The organism is Brucella tritici (assembly GCF_008932295.1).
GTDB classification, from domain to species: Bacteria; Pseudomonadota; Alphaproteobacteria; order Rhizobiales; family Rhizobiaceae; genus Brucella; species Brucella tritici.
In genome coordinates, this window is sequence record NZ_WBWA01000004.1 from 186,305 (window position 1) to 203,538 (window position 17,234).

Genomic DNA, 17,234 nt, shown 5'->3' on the forward strand with positions numbered 1-17,234 from the left:
GCCGCCGGATTTCTCCGGCGGCTTCTGATTTTTATGCTTTGCTGATTAAGCAGCCAGATCGCGCAGAACGGTCTGCAGGATGCCGCCATTCTTCATGTAGTCGAGCTCGTCCAGCGTATCGATGCGGCAGATGAGTGGAACCTTCTTCACCGTGCCGTCGGCAAAAGTGATGGAAGCTTCGACTTTCTGGCGCGGACGTACATCTGCAAGACCTTCGATGGAGACCATCTCGTCGCCCTTGAGGCCGAGTGTCTGCCAGCTTGTGCCTTCCTCGAAGACGAAAGGCACAATGCCCATGCCAACGAGGTTGGAGCGGTGGATACGCTCGAAGGACTGCGCGATCACGGCCTTGACGCCGAGCAGGTTGGTGCCCTTGGCAGCCCAGTCACGCGAAGAACCGTTACCGTATTCGACGCCAGCGAAGACGACGAGCGGCACGCCCTCGGCCTTGTACTGCATGGCAGCATCATAGATCGAGGTTTCTTCCTTCGACGGATAGTGGATGGTGTAGCCGCCTTCACGTCCGTTTTCGCCCAGCATGTGGTTGCGAATGCGGATGTTTGCGAAGGTGCCGCGCATCATCACTTCATGGTTGCCGCGGCGCGTACCGTACTGGTTGAAGTCGGCAATGCCGACGCCATGGTCGATGAGATACTTGCCAGCAGGCGACTGCGCCTTGATGGAACCGGCAGGTGAAATGTGGTCGGTCGTGATCTTGTCGCCGAAGAGACCCAGAATGCGGGCACCCTTGACGTCGCCGATCGTGCCAGCCGACTTGCCCATGCCGACGAAGTAAGGCGGGTTCTGCACATAGGTCGAGTTGTCGTCCCATGCATAGGTCTGGCCCGCAGGAACCTGAACGGCCTGCCAGTTTTCGTCGCCCTTGAACACGTCCGCATATTTTTCGGAGAAAATCTTGCGGGTGACGTTCTTGGCGATGAATTCCTGGATTTCCTGAGAGGAAGGCCAGATGTCGCGGAGGAACACCGGATTTCCGTTCTGATCTTCGCCGAGCGGCTCCTTGGTCAGGTCCTTGGTGACCGTACCGGCAAGAGCGTGGGCGACGACGAGCGGCGGCGAAGCAAGGTAGTTTGCCTGCACGTCAGGCGAAACGCGGCCTTCGAAGTTACGGTTGCCGGACAGAACGGCAGCCGCGATCAGGCCCTTTTCGTTGATCGTCTTGGAGATCGGTGCAGGCAGCGGACCGGAATTGCCGATGCAGGTCGTGCAGCCGAAACCGACGAGGTTGAAGCCGAGCGCGTCGAGATCCTTCTGGAGGCCAGCGGATTCGAGATAGGCGGCAACGACCTGGGAGCCGGGTGCGAGCGAGGTCTTGACCCATGGCTTGGTCTTGAGACCCTTGGCAACTGCGTTGCGGGCCAGAAGGCCGGCAGCGATCAGCACGCTCGGGTTCGAAGTGTTGGTGCACGACGTGATGGCGGCAATCGCCACATCGCCATGGCCGAGGTCATAGTCTTCGCCTTCAACGGCATAACGCGCGGTCTGGCCGGTGGTCTTCTTGTACTCGTTTTCGAGCGAGGTGGCGAAACCGGAACCGATGTTTTCCAGCGCGATGCGGCCTTCCGGACGCTTCGGACCGGCCATCGACGGAACGACGTCGCCCATGTCGAGTTCGAGAATGTCGGTGAAGACCGGATCGGCAGCACCCTTGTCGCGCCACATGCCCTGTGCACGGCAATAAGCTTCGACGAGTTCGATGCGATGCTCGTCGCGACCGGTGGTATTCATGTAGTTCAGCGTTTCGCGGTCAACCGGGAAGAAACCGCAGGTCGCGCCATATTCCGGGCCCATATTGGCAATGGTTGCGCGATCGGCCAGCGTCATGTTTTCGAGGCCTTCGCCGAAGAACTCGACGAACTTGCCGACGACGCCCTTCTTGCGCAGCATCTGCGTGACGGTCAGAACGAGGTCGGTCGCGGTCACGCCTTCCTTGATCTTGCCGGTCAGGCGGAAGCCGACGACTTCCGGCAGAAGCATGGAAACCGGCTGGCCGAGCATGGCCGCTTCAGCTTCGATGCCGCCAACGCCCCAACCCAGAACGCCAAGGCCGTTGACCATGGTGGTGTGGCTGTCGGTGCCGACGCAGGTGTCGGGATAGGCAACGGTTTCGCCGTCTTCTTCCTTGGTCCAGACAGCCTGGGCCAGATATTCGAGGTTCACCTGATGGCAGATGCCGGTGCCAGGAGGAACAACGCGGAAGTTCTTGAATGCCTGCTGGCCCCACTTGAGGAAGCGGTAGCGTTCGCCATTGCGCTGATATTCGAGGTCCACATTGGCCTTGAATGCGCTTGGATTGCCGAATTCGTCGACGATGACCGAGTGGTCGATGACGAGATCGACGGGAACGAGCGGGTTGATCTTTTCCGGATCGCCGCCGAGAGCCTTGAGGCCGTCGCGCATGGCTGCAAGGTCAACGACGGCAGGAACGCCGGTGAAGTCCTGCATCAGCACGCGGGCCGGACGATAGGCGATTTCCGCGCCTGCGGAACCGCGGTCGTTCAGCCACTTGGCAACAGCTTCGATGTCCGACTTCTTGACGGAGCGGTCGTCCTCGAAGCGGAGCAGGTTCTCGAGCAGAACCTTCATGGAGAAAGGAAGCTTGGAGACGCCTTCGAGGCCGTTCTTTTCGGCTTCGGTCAGGCTGTAATAAACATAATCCTTACCGCCCACGGTAAGGGTTTTGCGGCATTTAAAGCTGTCGATGTGCGACACTGCGTTCGTCCTTCATGCTACTGGCCGGAAAACCAGGACGAACGCCTCTGCTGCGTTTCAAGGACGCGCCAAGGTGCGGGTGCAGTCATTTCCGCTGTCCGTCCCGATGCCTGCGTCCTTAAGGGCAACAGGTTGAGATCGGCCAAAAATGGTTTCCACGCCGACCGCTGGCGTGGTAGCCCTCATATAGAGAGTTTTCTAAAACGATTCCAGACAGAATATCGTGAATTCGGCCCCTTGCGGCGAAATGTTGCGATGCCTTTCCGTAGACCTTCCGGGGTTCCGGTTCTATTGGTCTGGCAATTATCCATCGGGGCTTAGAGGGTATAAAATGCGGCTGGAAGCCGAAAATCTGGCGGGCGAAAGAGGTGGCGAAACGATTTTCGCTGGCCTGTCTTTTGCTCTCAGTGAAGGCGAGGCGCTGGTGGTGACCGGACCGAATGGCTCGGGCAAGTCAACGCTGCTGCGAATCATCTGCGGCCTGCTTCAGCCCGAAGCGGGCAAGGTTGAGCTTCGCGAGGATGGCACAGTTTTGCCGGTGCGCGCCGCCTGCCATTACCTCGGACACCAGAATGCGATGAAACCGGCACTCAGCGTGCGCGAGAACCTGTCCTTCTGGCAGAAGTTCAACGGCGCCGCGCAATCGGAGATCGATGAGGCGCTGGAAACGGTCGATCTGCCCGGCGTGGAACATCTGCCGTTCGGTTATCTGTCGACGGGGCAGAAGCGCCGTGTTTCCATCGCCAAGCTTCTGGTCAGCCATCGTCCGCTCTGGATCGTCGACGAGCCGACCGCCGGTCTCGACAAGGCGTCCGAAGTCCGCTTCGCAGAAATCATGCGCGGGCATATGCGGGAAGGCGGCATGATCGTCGCCGCAACACATATTCCTCTTGGCCTTGAAGGCGTCAGCGCGCTCGACATGGCCGCCTGTTCAATCGAGGCTGCCTGATGCTGGCGCTTTTCCTGAGAGACATGCGCCTCAGTTTCCGCGCCGGTGGCGGCGCGCTGATCGGCATATTGTTCTTCCTCGCGGTCATTGCCGTCATGCCCTTCGGCGTCGGGCCTGATCTCAACCTTCTGGCGCGCATAGGCCCCGCCATGCTGTGGATCGGCGCATTGCTGGCGACGCTTCTGGGGCTCGACCGGCTGTTTCAGGCCGACCGCGAGGACGGTTCGCTCGACCTGCTGCTGATCGGCGCGGACAGCCACATGCTGGCCTTCACGGTTTTTGTGAAATGCGTGGCCCATTGGGTGGCGAGCGTGCTGCCGCTGGTGATCGCATCGCCGATGCTGGGCCTGTTCATGAACATGGATGCATCGGCAATCGGCGCAACATCGCTGACGCTTCTGGTGGGAACCCCCGCCATCGCCTTCATCGGCGCAGTGGGTGCAGCCCTTGCTGTGGCGCTGCCGCGCGGCGGGTTGCTGGTGTCGGTGATCGTTCTGCCGCTCACCATTCCGGTGCTCATTTTCGGTGTATCAGCTTCGCATGGAGCGACAGTAGACAATGCGCCCTTTCTGGCGCCATTCCTCATTCTTGCAGCACTCACCCTGTTCTTTGCCGTCCTCGGGCCTCTGGCCGCGAGCGCAGCGCTGAAAAGTTCGGCAGACTAAAAAAGTTCGGCGGATTGAACATGATCCCGAAAAGTGGGAACCGGTTTTCGGAAACGATCAAGTTCGGCGGATTGACGCAGTTGATTACGGTCAATTGAACGGCATGGGGGCGGAAGGTAAATATAGGCCATGGAAAAAGACATGACCAAAGACGCCGTTAAAACCACGAGCTGGCTCGATCTGGCCAATCCCACGCGGTTCCTTGCCTTTGCAGGCAGGCTATTGCCATGGCTGGCTGTGCTTTCGGTGCTGTTTCTGACGGCTGGCCTCTATATGGTCTTCGTCCAGTCGCCGGAGGACTACCAGCAGGGGATGACGGTCCGCATCATGTATATCCATGTGCCTTTCGCATGGCTTTCCATGATGTGCTACTCGATCATGGCTGTTTCGGCGCTGGGCACGCTGGTCTGGCGGCATCCGCTGGCCGATGTGTCGATCCGCGCCGCCGCTCCGCTCGGCGCCGTCTTCACCGCGCTTGCGCTTGCCACAGGTTCGCTCTGGGGCAAGCCGATGTGGGGCACATGGTGGGTGTGGGATGCACGGCTGACTTCGGTTTTCGTGCTGTTCCTGATGTATCTTGGCATTATCGCGCTGTCGCGCGCCATGGACGATCCGGCAAAAAGCGCCAGGCCGGTGGCCGTGCTCACGCTGGTCGGCTTCATCAATATTCCGATCATCAAATTCTCGGTCGACTGGTGGAACACGCTGCACCAGCCGGCTTCGGTGTTCCGCATGGACGGCCCCACCATCGATGCATCCATGCTGCGCCCGCTTTTCGTGATGGCTATCGGCTTTTCGTTTCTGTTTTTCACCCTGCACATGATGGCCATGCGCAATGAAATCTGGCGCCGTCGCGTCGCGTCGATGAAAAAGCTTGCCGCACGGAATGCCGACCGCAATCGCAAGGCACAGGAGGGCGCGCTGTGAATCACCTCGGCTTTGTTCTCGCCTCGTATGGCATCACGGTCGCGGCACTCGTCGTCACCATTGGCTGGATATTGATCGATCAGCGTATCCAGAAAAACGAACTGAAGCGGCTTGAGGCGCAGGGCGTGCGCCGCCGTTCTGCAAAAGCCCCCGGTAAAGCACAATGACGGAAACGACCGAGAAGCCAGCCGCGCCGAAAAAGCGCTCCACATGGGTTGCCCTGCTGCCGCTGGCGATTTTCGTCGGACTGGCGGCGGTGTTTGCGGTCCAGCTTCTGTCGGGCAAGGACAATACGACGATACCTTCCGCGCTGATCGGCAAGGATGCACCGCAGACGAACCTGCCGCCCGTTGAGGGGCTGGTGCGCGATGGCGCGCCTGTTCCCGGCCTCAACAGCGAAGATTTTAAGGGCAAGCTGACACTGGTGAATGTCTGGGGATCGTGGTGCGTTCCCTGTCGTCAGGAGCACCCGCTGTTGATGGAAATCGCCAAGGACGAACGTATCCGCGTGGTTGGCCTCAATTACAAGGACCAGCCGGAAAATGCGCGCCGTTTCCTCGGCGATCTCGGCAATCCGTTTGCCGCAGTCGGTGCCGACCGCGCCGGACGCTCAGCCATCGAATGGGGCGTCTACGGCGTGCCGGAAACCTTCCTCGTCGATGAGACAGGTAAGATCGTCTACAAGCATGTCGGGCCTTTTACGCCGGAGTCAGTGAAGAACGATCTGATGCCTGCTGTGGAGAAAGCGCAGCAATAATAAAAGTTTATAAAATGGAAAAAGCCCCGCATGTGCGGGGCTTTTGCTTTTTTAGTTCAATCAATCCGGCAATTTCCGAACCGCACCCTTCGCAGCACTCGTTGCCATGGAAGCATAGGCCTTCAGCGCGGTCGAAATCTTGCGCTTGCGTTCCTCTGCTGGCTTCCAGCCGGTTGCTTCCTGCTCGGCGCGGCGTTCTGCCAGCGTTGCATCATCAACGGCGAGGTGGATCTTACGGTTTGGAATGTCGATATCGATGATATCGCCTTCGCGCACCAGACCGATCGTGCCGCCTTCGGCCGCTTCGGGCGAAACGTGGCCGATCGAGAGGCCCGAAGAGCCGCCCGAGAAGCGTCCATCGGTGATCAGCGCGCAGGCTTTGCCCAGACCCTTCGACTTCAGATAGCTGGTCGGGTAGAGCATTTCCTGCATGCCGGGACCGCCGCGCGGACCTTCATAGCGGATCAGCACAATGTCGCCAGCCTTGATCTTGCCGTTCAAAATGCCGAGCACGGCAGAATCCTGGCTTTCGAAGATGCGGGCAGGGCCGGAGAATTTCAGGATGGAATCGTCCACGCCTGCCGTCTTCACGATGCAGCCGTCTTCGGCGAGATTACCGTAGAGCACGGCCAGACCGCCATCCTGACTGAAAGCGTGTTCCTTGGAACGGATGACGCCTTTTTCACGGTCAGAATCGACGCTGTCAAAGCGGCGCTCCTGAGAGAAGGCAACCTGCGTCGGCACGCCGCCGGGAGCAGCGGTATAGAACTTGTGCACCATCTCGCTACTGGAGCGCGTGACGTCCCAATGATCGAGCGCCTTACCCATGGTTTCACTATGGACGGTCGGCAGATCGGTGTTGATGAGGCCCGCCTTCTCGAGCTGGCCCAGAATACCCATGATGCCGCCTGCGCGATGCACGTCTTCCATATGGACATTGGCGACGGCAGGCGCGACCTTGCAGAGCACCGGCACGCGACGCGACAGGCGGTCGATGTCGGCCATGGTGAAGTCGATTTCGGCTTCCTGAGCGGCTGCAAGCAGATGCAGAACCGTGTTGGTCGAACCGCCCATGGCGATGTCGAGCGTCATGGCGTTTTCAAACGCCGGGAAGCTCGCAATCGAGCGCGGCAGTACGCTCTCGTCGTCCTGCTCGTAATAACGGCGGGCGAGATCGACAACCAGATGACCGGCTTCCACGAAGAGGCGCTTGCGGTCGGCATGGGTTGCGAGCGTCGAGCCGTTGCCCGGCAGCGACAGGCCGAGCGCTTCGGTGAGGCAGTTCATCGAGTTTGCGGTAAACATGCCCGAGCACGATCCGCAGGTCGGGCAAGCCGAGCGCTCGATGGCCTTGACCTGATCGTCGGTGTAATGATCGTCGGCAGCGGCAACCATCGCATCGACGAGGTCGAGCTTCTTGACCTGATCGTCCCAGACGACCTTGCCTGCTTCCATCGGCCCCCCGGAAACGAACACGACCGGGATATTGAGGCGCAGAGCGGCCATCAGCATACCGGGAGTGATCTTGTCGCAATTGGAAATGCAGACCATCGCATCGGCGCAGTGCGCATTGACCATATATTCGACCGAGTCGGCGATAAGCTCACGCGACGGCAGCGAATAAAGCATTCCGTCATGGCCCATGGCGATGCCGTCATCGACCGCAATGGTGTTGAATTCCTTGGCGACACCGCCAGCGCTTTCGATTTCGCGCGCGACGAGCTGGCCGAGGTCCTTCAGGTGCACGTGGCCGGGCACGAACTGGGTGAACGAGTTCACCACGGCAATAATCGGCTTGCCGAAATCCTCATCCTTCATGCCGGTGGCGCGCCATAGGCCGCGCGCGCCGGCCATGTTGCGACCGTGGGTTGTTGTACGCGAACGATAAGGAGGCATTTTCAAACCTTTTAGGAACTATTCTAATTTGTAACGTCGATATGACAGAACCGTTCCTGTAGAGCAAAGCGCAAATTGCCCCATATCGCCCAATTTTGCCCCGAGTACGGGGAGAGCAGCGGGACCGTTTGCAGGCTTGCAGACAACGGAAAGGGTTCCGGCGTGCGACAGCTTTCGCAGGCACAGACGAGCTAATCTAGCACGATATTGTTATAAGGCAAAAGATTTTGCGCTGAAAACGTAAGGAAGTTGCTTGGCGTTAAGCTGGTGCGCTGGCCATAGCGGTGTCGAGCAGGGCATTTGCCGTTTTCATCCGCTGTTCTGCGGCGGGGCGAAACTCTTCCGGCAGGCGGTCTGGATGATTGCTGGCGGCAAAGCTGCGGCGACGCCGTTGCAGTTCGGATCGTGTCAGGCCGGGGCGAAGCTCCAGCTCCTGGCGGACCGCATCTGGCGACTGCTTCTGCATGCGCTCTTCTATCGCCTGCCTTTCCTGCTCCGGCCCGGATTCCGGCCGGAATTCCGGCTCTGGCAGGTTTTCGATGTCGAAAAGGTTTTCCAGATCGTCTGGCTTGTGCTGTGCCGATACCGTATCGCCGAGGCCGGCGGAGAAGACGGCGGAGGCAAAACCGAATTGCGGTCCGCGAATATCGTCCGCCTGGCCTGTGTCAGCCTCGACTTCTTTCAGCACGGTTGCGAAATCGGGAAATGTCGGCCGCATCCTGCCTCGTCAAGCCATGTGCGAAGCAAGAGCGGAGGCCAGCGTGCGTGTCAGCACGGATGGCGGGACCGGCTTCTGGAAGACGGGTACTTCCGGATAGCGCGCTGCAAGGCGGGCAGGTAGTCCGCCGCCGGTGTGAATGACCACGAAGACATGGCGGCTCATCAACCGGTCCAGTACGGCTTCCACATCGCCATCGGCGAGGTTTACATCGAGAATGGCGGCGTCGACTTCATTGCGATTGATGATATCTATTGCTTGCCGGACGGTGCCGACCGGACCGAGAACAGTTCCGTTCGCGTCCTCGACAGTCGCGGCGACGTCGAGGGCGACGAAAATCTCGTCTTCCACCACCAATACCCGCCGCTGTCCAAGATCGTTCATCACTTGTCTCGCTGCCTCCCTTTTTGAGGTAAGCCCTTCACGCAAGAAATGCGCGAGCGCAAGCAGAGGTTCCCTTCGCCGGCATGATAATTCGTTAATGGTGAATCAAACCTTTACCGGTTGTGGAAGGCGATATCAGAAGGCGGTGAAAGTCAGTGTCGTCAGCGAGCGGATGATGTTCGGGATGTCGAGAACATTCTCATTGATGAACTTGCCGATATCCTGATCCTCGGCAATGTAGATTTTGGCCAGAAGGTCGAACTCGCCGCTGGTGGAATAAAGTTCGGAGACGATTTCGCGCTGAAAGAGCGTATCGGCAACTTCATAGGTCTTGCCGGGGGAGCACTGCAGTTGCAGGAAAACGGGCTTCATGTCTCTTCCTTTCGCGACGGGACTGCGTGGCGCGTATGATAGCGCAATATCACGGCAATGTTCGCAGGTTACAAACACGGACGGCCCGATGAAATCAAGAGCGAAAGCGCGGCGGGTTGCGGCGCTCCGACTTGCAGCCCTGCCGGGCACGCATGGCAGGTTCATGAAAGCTTTTCAATTTACTCAATTGTAATTTTCCTGAGAGGACGCAATAAGACTTCTCCCAGAAATTGTATTTTAGTGTTTGACTATATGAAGTTCGTACTCCCCGCCGTTCTGCTGCTGTTCTCGTTCGCCTTTTTCTCGGCGTGGTTTTCCGATCGCGGCCGCAAGTTTCTGGTGTCCTGCGGCGCGTGTTTCCTGCTGATCGGCCTTGCAATGCTGGTACAGCTCGGCAATTTTCCTGCGAACGACAATCTGAACACGGTGCTTTCCGCCGCATTTTATGTCGGGGGCACGCTGGTCGGCGGTTATGGTATCCTGCAGAGGAGCGGCTTGCGGCTTACATCTGCATTCTACATATTGAGCTTCGCGCTCATCGTCGGCGGTGTCTGGTATTACTGCTATATCGAACCTAATCTTCTGTCGCGGGTCTATGTGCTTAATCTGGGCATGGCGACGCTGATCCTTTCATTTGCATGGCAGGCGCGACGCCTGTTCAAGGGGCCGCTGGTCGACAAGCTTTTGCTGGTCATGCTCGTTCTGGTGGCATTGCAATTTGTGCCGCGCACGCTTCTGACTGCCCGTTCCCTGCTTGGCGATGTCGATGGCGATGATTTCGCGATGACCGTCTTCTGGCAGTGGACGGTATTTTCCACTGCCATTGCAGCGGTCATCACCGGCTTCGTCCTGCTGGCGGCTGCCGGTTATGATCGTATCGGCGAGCTATCGCATGAACGTGACAGCGATCCCTTGACGGGGCTTCTCAACCGGCGCGGACTCGAAATGCGCTACAATGCGCTTTCACAAGCGAAGAAGAGCGTTCCGGGCTGGGTCGCCGTTTGCGATATCGATTACTTCAAGGCGCTGAATGACGCCTATGGTCACGCAGCAGGCGACGCGGTCCTGAAAGAATTCGCCGGAATCCTGCGCAAGCTCATCGGCGAACGGCCACTGATTGCGCGTACAGGCGGCGAGGAATTCGTGATCTGTGTCGATGACATGCATGCCGATAATCTCTTCCAGCTCATGGAGGGCGTGCGGCAGAATATCGAGAGGCACCGGTTCCAGCGCCTCGTAAAGGAAACCAGCGTCACATGCAGCATCGGCTGTGTCCGTCTGCCGGAGCAGGGTGATTTCTGGCAAGCCGTCGATAAGGCCGACAAAGTCCTCTACGCCGCCAAGAAGGAAGGACGCAACCGCACCTATGTGGAAGGGTTGAGCTCGAACGGCGACGATTAGTCTATGAGCAGGGACGAATTTTGGGGATGGCGGTTTTTACGGTTGGTCTTCGATAACTTTCCGGTGATGATCCGTACATTGCCGCAAATCATGCTTATTATCGCCGCCGATAATGTGAGTACCGAGGAGTTCCCGAAAGTCCGATGAAATTCATGTCCGTTCTGTTGCCTGCGTCCGCTATTGCCAGCCTTTTCCTCATCTGTACGGCGGCTTCCCCGTCTTTTGCGATGAATGCCTCTGAAAAGGCCCAGCTTGAAAAGCTCGACCCGGCAACCCGTCTCGAACAGCGTTGCGACGTGGAAGCAATGGAACGCATCACGCAGGAACAGAAGTTTTCGGTCGACAAGGTTCTGGCCTATGCTTTTTCCGATCCTGTGACCAAAAAGAATTCCATCAAGGCCGATGGCGCTGCCTTCCGCAGCCGCGAGCACTGGTACAAGTTGTCCTTCGTCTGCAAGACGGACGAGGATCACATCAATATCGTTTCGTTCCGTTACGATATCGGCGATGAAGTGCCACAGAACCAGTGGGACAAGCATTACCTCGTCCCATAACAGGATTTCTATTCTTCCGAGTCGTCCGAACGGCAGGCTGACAGCAGCGTCACTTCCTTGGCGGTGTGATCAGCTTCGAGATGGCTTAGCACAGCCTGACCGTCCTTGTCGTTCCAGCGGTAGCTGTCCTGTTCATCGATGGCGACATATTTCTTGAGACTGTCGTGCCATTGCAGCGCAATCATCTTGCCTTCGGCATCGAGGACAGCAAATCCAGGTGCGCTGCCATTGCGGATATAGGTGACAGGCACGACGACCCCGCGTTCGCAGATATAATCGACCCGCTCGATGGGGTTCACATCCTGAGCCTGCGCTGAAACGGACGGTGCAAACAGCGCCGCCGGGCCTGCTGCAATCAAGAAAAGGGTACCGAGGTAACGCTTGCCATATGCCATGTGAAAAATCCTCTGGTCAGCCGATCGATACAGGAAGATACCCCTTCGGTGGTATCGTTCAAGAGCGATGATGGAACATGAGTTGGTTGCAATATGGCTGTGAAAAATAATCACCAGGCTGCCGATATTTCCTGCAACCGAAACAGGTTTCGCCCGTTATCAGCCTGCCGGTCGTCAGACTGGCCGAGGCCCGGATGAATACTTGCCCCCCGCAACCCCAGTCCGGGCCTCACTTTTGGGGCTGGAATGACTATTCTTGAAATTATTGGGATTGTTCGCACTCATCGCAGGCACTTATATCGGATGATATTGATTTAGAAATTTATGTTAAGGTCCAGTGATCACATATGACACTTACTCTAATCGTGGCTTGCGTTGTTGTCGGATTGCTCCTTCATTTTTTGAAGTGGCGTAAGACCGGAATCGTTCTGATCGGCCTCGCGGTCGTTCTTTATGGTGCAATTGCTTCAGCAATTCTGCCCGACTATCTGATGAGCCGACTGCAATCGGCCTATTCATCGCAATTGCAAACGCAGCTTGAAGACAATACTGCCTTCATCATCTTCGGCACAGGAACCCAGATAGTCGATGGAGACGGTCAGAAGGTGGTTGAACCGCTTGCCTTCTCTTACGGCCCGATTTTGGCGGCGGTTGCCATGAACCATCAATGCGTTGAGAAGGGCTTCGGCTGCAAGTTCATCGCCAGCGGTGCCGATGTGGCCGGAACGGGCGTTTCTGAAGCCGTATCAATTGCCAAACAGCTGGAAAAGGCCGGCGTCGATCCGGCTTCCATCCTGCTTGACGAGAAAAGCCGCAACAGTTGGCAGAATTCCAGGAACGTGGCAGCAATCCTGCGTGAAATCAGGCCAACGAAGGTTGTTCTGCTACAGGCTGCGCCGATGATGAAGCGCGATCTTCTTTATCTGGCCCATTTCGGCGTGGAGCCTGAGCCGGTTGCGGCGGGTTATCTGGCCGGATCGCATACCAACATGTCTTCGGCGGGCCTGTATTTTCTGGTGACGGATGTGGCGCTGCATGAGGAAATCGGTGTCCTGCGTTATGCGGTCTATAATGCGATGGGCTGGAATGAGCCAAAGCAGCCTCCGCTCCAACTGGAAACCACGCTCAACCTCCCGACCCGGACTTCACCAGTTGCCGGGCCTGCGCCGACTCCATGAGTTAATGATACTATCGCCGGCGTGTTTCGACATGCCGGTGGAAAAATTATCTCCGAATTCTCCGACAAAATGAGTAGATTTTTCGAAGTCGTTTCAAATAACGACCGGCTTGTGGCATCCTGTCTTCAAAGAGCTCTGATACTGTCTTGACCAACGAACCATGGAGGCGGTCATGAAGATATCGAGATTTTCACTCACTTTGGCAGCATTGGTGGCTGCGGCTTCGCTGACTGGAACGGTTCAGGCAAGCCTTGCCGATCAGACGCTTCTGAACGTGTCCTACGATCCGACGCGTGAACTCTACAAGGATTACAACGCCGCTTTTGCCGCCCACTGGAAGGCGGAAACCGGCGAAACTGTCACCATTCGCGCATCCCATGGCGGGTCGGGCAAGCAGGCGCGTTCGGTGATCGACGGCATCAAGGCCGATGTGGTTACGCTGGCGCTTGAAAGCGATATCGATGCCATTGCCGAGCTTTCGGGCAAGATCGACAAGGACTGGCGCAAGCGTCTGCCCAACAATTCGGCTCCCTATACGTCAACCATCGTCTTCCTTGTGCGCAAGGGCAATCCCAAGGGTATCAAGGACTGGGGCGATCTGGTGAAGGACGGTGTCGAGGTCATCACGCCGAACCCGAAGACTTCTGGCGGTGCTCGCTGGAACTATCTCGCCGCGTGGGCCTGGGCCTACAAGCAATACGGTGGTGACGAGCAGAAGATCAAGGATTACATCGGCGAACTGTTCCGCCATGTGCCGGTGCTCGACACCGGCGCGCGCGGCTCGACAACCACTTTCGTGCAGCGTCAGCTTGGTGATGTGCTGCTCGCCTGGGAAAACGAAGCCTATCTCTCGGTCGCGGAATTTGGCGAGGATGCATTCGACATCGTCGTTCCGCCGCAGTCCATTCTGGCCGAACCGCCGGTCGCGGTGGTGGACAAGAATGCCGAGGAAAACGGCACCACCAAGCTGGCGCAGGCCTATCTTGAATATCTGTATTCGCCGGAAGGGCAGGCGCTTGCCGCCAAGCATTTCTACCGTCCGTCGAAGCCTGACATCATTCCTGCCGACAAGCAGCGCAAGTTTCCGGACTTGACGCTGGTGACGATCGATGATCCGATTTTCGGCGGATGGGCCAAGGCGCAGCCCTATCATTTTGGCGATGGAGGAACGTTCGACCAGCTCTACAAGCCGGGAAAATAAGCCGGAGTTCGAGCGCAATCAGTAACAGTAAGTACTGAAGAGGGAACAAACCAACGCATGTCTTCGCTCCCTGCACGGGCCAGAGCAGGGTCGCACTTCAGAAAGCCGAGCGTCATTCCCGGTTTCGGGCTGACGTTCGGCTTCAGTGTTGCCTATCTGACCCTTCTCATTCTCATTCCGCTTGCGGCATTGGTGCTGCGTTCCACCGAAGTCGGGTTTTCCGGTTTCTGGCGCCTCGTCACCGACGAGCGCACATTGAAAGCGCTAGAAACGAGCTTCGGCACCGCCTTCATTGCGGCGCTGGTCAATGTGGTCTTTGGCGTCATCCTCGCCTGGGTACTGGTGCGCTATCGCTTTCCGGGACGCCGCTTCGTCGATGCAATCGTCGATATTCCCTTTGCTCTGCCGACGGCCGTGGCCGGTATCGCGCTTGCCGCGATCTATGCGCCGAATGGCTGGATCGGCAGCCTGCTGGCTCCGTTCGGGATTCGCATCGCCTTTTCGCGGGCGGGCATCATCATTGCGCTGATCTTCATCGGTCTGCCCTTCGTGGTGCGCACGGTCCAGCCGATCATGGAGGAGATCAGCCGCGAGGTCGAAGAGGCGGCGGCAACGCTTGGCGCATCCCGGTTCCAGACCATCTGGCGGGTGCTGCTGCCGAGCCTGCAACCCGCCATCCTGACCGGCTTCGCGCTCGCCTTTGCGCGCGGCGTCGGCGAATATGGCTCGGTCATCTTCATTGCGGGCAATACGCCTTATGTTTCGGAAATCGCGCCGCTTCTGATCGTCATCAAGCTGGAGGAATATGATTATGCCGGAGCGACCGCGCTTGCCACGGTGATGCTGGCGCTTTCCTTTGCAATGCTGCTTTTCATCAATCTCATCCAGTCGTGGACACGGAGGAAATATGGTCATGGCGAATGAACCTGCCTCTGCCGCTCCCCGCAACAGCCGAAGCGCTGTCACCGAAAGTCTGCCGACGCGCATCACGTTGATCGCTCTGGCGCTGGCTTTTCTGGCTCTCTTCCTCATCCTGCCGGTCATTGCGGTCTTCGTTGAAGCCTTCCGCAAGGGAGCAGGCGAATATCTGGCAGCACTGGTCGAGCCGGATGCCTGGGCTGCGATAAGGCTCACGCTCATGGTGGCGGCCATTGCCGTGCCGCTCAATCTGGTCTTCGGCATCGCAGCCGCCTGGGCAATCGCGAAGTTCGAGTTCAAGGGCAAGGCACTGCTGACGACGCTGATCGATCTGCCCTTTTCCGTGTCGCCGGTCATTTCAGGCCTTGTTTTCGTGCTGCTTTTTTCCAGCCACAGCCTGCTTGGACCCTGGCTGTCACGGCACGGCATCGAGATATTGTTCGCCGTTCCCGGCATCGTGCTGGCGACGGTGTTCGTTACGTTTCCGTTCGTCGCACGCGAACTGATCCCGCTGATGCAGGAACAGGGAACCGGCGACGAAGAGGCAGCCATTTCGCTCGGCGCCAATGGCTGGCAGGCGTTCCGCTATGTGACGCTGCCCAATATCAAATGGGGGCTGCTTTACGGCGTGCTGCTCTGCAATGCCCGTGCAATGGGCGAGTTCGGCGCTGTTTCCGTTGTCTCTGGACATATTCGCGGTCTCACCAATACGATGCCGCTGCATGTGGAAATTCTCTACAACGAATATAACTTCGTCGGTGCATTTGCGGTGGCGTCGCTACTGGCTTTTCTGGCGCTCCTGACACTCGCCATCAAGACGGCGCTGGAACTGCGTTATGGCGATGAACTGGCTGGCAGCGGAAACGGGCACTGACATCTAAGCGAGCAATTGGCCGCGCGGCGGCAAAAATAAAGCATAGTCCTGCTATGGCAGACGGAAGGATTGAGAATGGAAGTTCGTGTTGCCGGTGTGCGTAAGGAGTTCGCTCGCTTCACGGCGTTGCATAATGTCTCGCTGGATATTCGTTCCGGCGAGCTGATCGCTTTGCTGGGGCCTTCCGGTTCGGGCAAGACCACGCTTTTGCGCCTGATTGCCGGGCTGGAAACACCGACCGAAGGCACCATCTTCTTCGGCGACGAAGACGCGTCGCAGAAGAGCGTGCAGGAGCGCAATGTCGGCTTCGTCTTCCAGCATTATGCGTTGTTCCGCCATATGACGGTGGCAGACAATATCGGTTTTGGTCTGAAGGTGCGCCCAAGCGCGACCCGTCCGTCGAGTGACGATATTCGCAGCCGCGCGCTGGAATTGCTCGATCTCGTCCAGTTGCAGGGACTGGATAAGCGCTACCCGGCGCAGCTTTCCGGCGGCCAGCGCCAGCGCGTGGCGCTTGCCCGCGCCATGGCGATTGAACCGAAGGTCCTGCTTCTCGATGAGCCGTTTGGCGCGCTTGATGCGCTGGTGCGCAAGGAACTGCGCCGCTGGCTGCGCGAGATCCACGACAAGACCGGCCATACGACCGTTTTCGTGACCCACGATCAGGATGAGGCGCTGGAGCTCGCCGACCGCGTGGTGGTGATGAGCCAGGGGCGTATCGAGCAGGTCGGTACGCCCGACGAAGTCTATGACAATCCGAATTCCCCCAGCGTCTATGGCTTCATAGGCGAGTCCAGCACGCTTCCGGTACGGGTCGAAAAGGGCGAAATCTGGCTGGTGGATCGCAATATCGGCCTGACGGTCCAGGATGTGGCGGATGGTGATGCGCAGCTCTTCTTCCGCCCGCACGATGTCGAATTGCTGGATGGTTGCGGTGGCTGCATCGCAGGTACGGTGGTGGCCAGCCGCCGTTCCGGCGGCAAGCGGCGCGTCGAACTGGAAGTAGGCGGCGCACGCGAGCGGGTGGAGATCGAAATTCCAGCCGAACATCCTGCCGCGGAAAAGAGTCGCATCGCATTCCGGCCGCGTTACTGGAAACTTTTTCCGGCCAGCGAAACCGGTTCCGGAACAGTTTCCTGATCGTCACTTTCCGGTGAATTGAAAGATGAAGCCCGGTAGATGCGCGGTGATTCCCGCGGGCTTGCCGGGCTTTTCTCTAGAAAGGGGCGCAACCCTGCTGCGCTGAAATTTTCCAGCACGTTACCTGCGGTAGTATTATTTTTATTTTCAATATGTTAGGGTTGCAGAAAAC

At 58.1% G+C, this 17,234-nt stretch carries 18 protein-coding genes; 12 read left to right on the forward strand and 6 right to left on the reverse strand.

Annotated features, from left to right (window positions below; all coding sequences use genetic code 11):
- Positions 1 to 45 precede the first annotated feature (45 nt).
- Positions 46 to 2,733: an aconitate hydratase AcnA gene (gene acnA, locus F9K91_RS06715; protein WP_151650937.1), complete on the reverse strand. Its 2,688-nt coding sequence runs from the start codon at positions 2,731 to 2,733 to the stop codon at positions 46 to 48.
- A 331-nt stretch (positions 2,734 to 3,064) separates the two neighbouring features.
- On the opposite strand from acnA, the gene ccmA reads away from it, so the two are divergent.
- From ccmA to F9K91_RS06745, 5 genes are all read left to right on the forward strand, one after another.
- Positions 3,065 to 3,682 carry a heme ABC exporter ATP-binding protein CcmA gene (gene ccmA / locus F9K91_RS06725; protein ID WP_151556579.1) on the forward strand — a complete coding sequence of 206 codons (618 nt, stop codon included), beginning with the start codon at positions 3,065 to 3,067 and terminating at the stop codon, positions 3,680 to 3,682.
- Entirely contained in the window at positions 3,682 to 4,347 is a 666-nt protein-coding gene (gene ccmB / locus F9K91_RS06730; protein ID WP_061344785.1) for a heme exporter protein CcmB, read from the forward strand. The genes ccmA and ccmB overlap by 1 nt, the downstream gene beginning before the upstream one ends.
- Before the next feature lie 141 nt (positions 4,348 to 4,488).
- Entirely contained in the window at positions 4,489 to 5,274 is a 786-nt protein-coding gene (locus F9K91_RS06735; RefSeq protein WP_167522184.1) for a heme ABC transporter permease, read from the forward strand.
- Positions 5,271 to 5,441, forward strand: a complete 171-nt coding sequence (gene ccmD, locus F9K91_RS06740; RefSeq protein WP_061344787.1) for a heme exporter protein CcmD — start codon at positions 5,271 to 5,273, stop codon at positions 5,439 to 5,441. The genes F9K91_RS06735 and ccmD overlap by 4 nt, the downstream gene beginning before the upstream one ends.
- The gene (locus F9K91_RS06745) at positions 5,438 to 6,031 is read left to right on the forward strand and encodes a DsbE family thiol:disulfide interchange protein (protein WP_151556577.1); all 594 of its coding nucleotides are present in this window, start codon (positions 5,438 to 5,440) and stop codon (positions 6,029 to 6,031) included. The genes ccmD and F9K91_RS06745 overlap by 4 nt, the downstream gene beginning before the upstream one ends.
- A 60-nt stretch (positions 6,032 to 6,091) precedes the next feature.
- Here the strand turns inward: F9K91_RS06745 and ilvD are convergent, their stop codons facing one another.
- The 4 genes from ilvD to F9K91_RS06765 all read right to left on the reverse strand — a co-directional run bounded on the left by ilvD (position 6,092) and on the right by F9K91_RS06765 (position 9,401).
- On the reverse strand, positions 6,092 to 7,927 hold the full coding sequence (ilvD, locus tag F9K91_RS06750) for a dihydroxy-acid dehydratase (RefSeq protein ID WP_151677489.1): 1,836 nt from the start codon (positions 7,925 to 7,927) through the stop codon (positions 6,092 to 6,094).
- Between the two features lie 259 nt (positions 7,928 to 8,186).
- On the reverse strand, positions 8,187 to 8,645 hold the full coding sequence (locus F9K91_RS06755; RefSeq protein ID WP_151556575.1) for a hypothetical protein: 459 nt from the start codon (positions 8,643 to 8,645) through the stop codon (positions 8,187 to 8,189).
- A 9-nt stretch (positions 8,646 to 8,654) separates the two neighbouring features.
- Entirely contained in the window at positions 8,655 to 9,029 is a 375-nt protein-coding gene (locus tag F9K91_RS06760; RefSeq protein WP_061344791.1) for a response regulator, read from the reverse strand.
- A 135-nt stretch (positions 9,030 to 9,164) separates the two neighbouring features.
- A complete protein-coding gene (locus tag F9K91_RS06765) occupies positions 9,165 to 9,401 on the reverse strand; it encodes an Lrp/AsnC ligand binding domain-containing protein (protein WP_061344792.1) in 237 nt (78 codons plus the stop codon).
- Positions 9,402 to 9,653: 252 nt separating this feature from the next.
- Between F9K91_RS06765 and F9K91_RS06770 the strand changes: the two genes are divergently transcribed.
- Positions 9,654 to 10,802 (forward strand): GGDEF domain-containing protein, encoded by a 1,149-nt coding sequence (locus F9K91_RS06770; RefSeq protein WP_151677490.1) that lies wholly within the window; start codon positions 9,654 to 9,656, stop codon positions 10,800 to 10,802.
- A gap of 143 nt (positions 10,803 to 10,945) precedes the next feature.
- On the forward strand, positions 10,946 to 11,356 hold the full coding sequence (locus F9K91_RS06775; RefSeq protein WP_151556572.1) for a DUF930 domain-containing protein: 411 nt from the start codon (positions 10,946 to 10,948) through the stop codon (positions 11,354 to 11,356).
- An 8-nt stretch (positions 11,357 to 11,364) separates the two neighbouring features.
- Here the strand turns inward: F9K91_RS06775 and F9K91_RS06780 are convergent, their stop codons facing one another.
- Positions 11,365 to 11,751: a hypothetical protein gene (locus F9K91_RS06780; RefSeq protein ID WP_151677491.1), complete on the reverse strand. Its 387-nt coding sequence runs from the start codon at positions 11,749 to 11,751 to the stop codon at positions 11,365 to 11,367.
- A 347-nt stretch (positions 11,752 to 12,098) separates the two neighbouring features.
- Here F9K91_RS06780 and F9K91_RS06785 point away from each other — a divergent pair, with 347 nt between their 5' ends.
- The 5 genes from F9K91_RS06785 to F9K91_RS06805 all read left to right on the forward strand — a co-directional run bounded on the left by F9K91_RS06785 (position 12,099) and on the right by F9K91_RS06805 (position 17,062).
- Positions 12,099 to 12,929, forward strand: a complete 831-nt coding sequence (locus tag F9K91_RS06785; protein WP_151677492.1) for a YdcF family protein — start codon at positions 12,099 to 12,101, stop codon at positions 12,927 to 12,929.
- A 172-nt stretch (positions 12,930 to 13,101) separates the two neighbouring features.
- Positions 13,102 to 14,130, forward strand: coding sequence for a sulfate ABC transporter substrate-binding protein (locus tag F9K91_RS06790; RefSeq protein WP_061344797.1), 1,029 nt, complete (start codon positions 13,102 to 13,104; stop codon positions 14,128 to 14,130).
- A 57-nt stretch (positions 14,131 to 14,187) separates the two neighbouring features.
- Complete coding sequence (cysT, locus tag F9K91_RS06795) at positions 14,188 to 15,054, forward strand: sulfate ABC transporter permease subunit CysT (protein ID WP_010657957.1); 867 nt, start codon at positions 14,188 to 14,190, stop codon at positions 15,052 to 15,054.
- Positions 15,044 to 15,922, forward strand: a complete 879-nt coding sequence (cysW, locus tag F9K91_RS06800; RefSeq protein WP_412842145.1) for a sulfate ABC transporter permease subunit CysW — start codon at positions 15,044 to 15,046, stop codon at positions 15,920 to 15,922. The genes cysT and cysW overlap by 11 nt, the downstream gene beginning before the upstream one ends.
- Before the next feature lie 75 nt (positions 15,923 to 15,997).
- Positions 15,998 to 17,062, forward strand: a complete 1,065-nt coding sequence (locus F9K91_RS06805) for a sulfate/molybdate ABC transporter ATP-binding protein (protein WP_151677494.1) — start codon at positions 15,998 to 16,000, stop codon at positions 17,060 to 17,062.
- Positions 17,063 to 17,234: the final 172 nt, after the last annotated feature.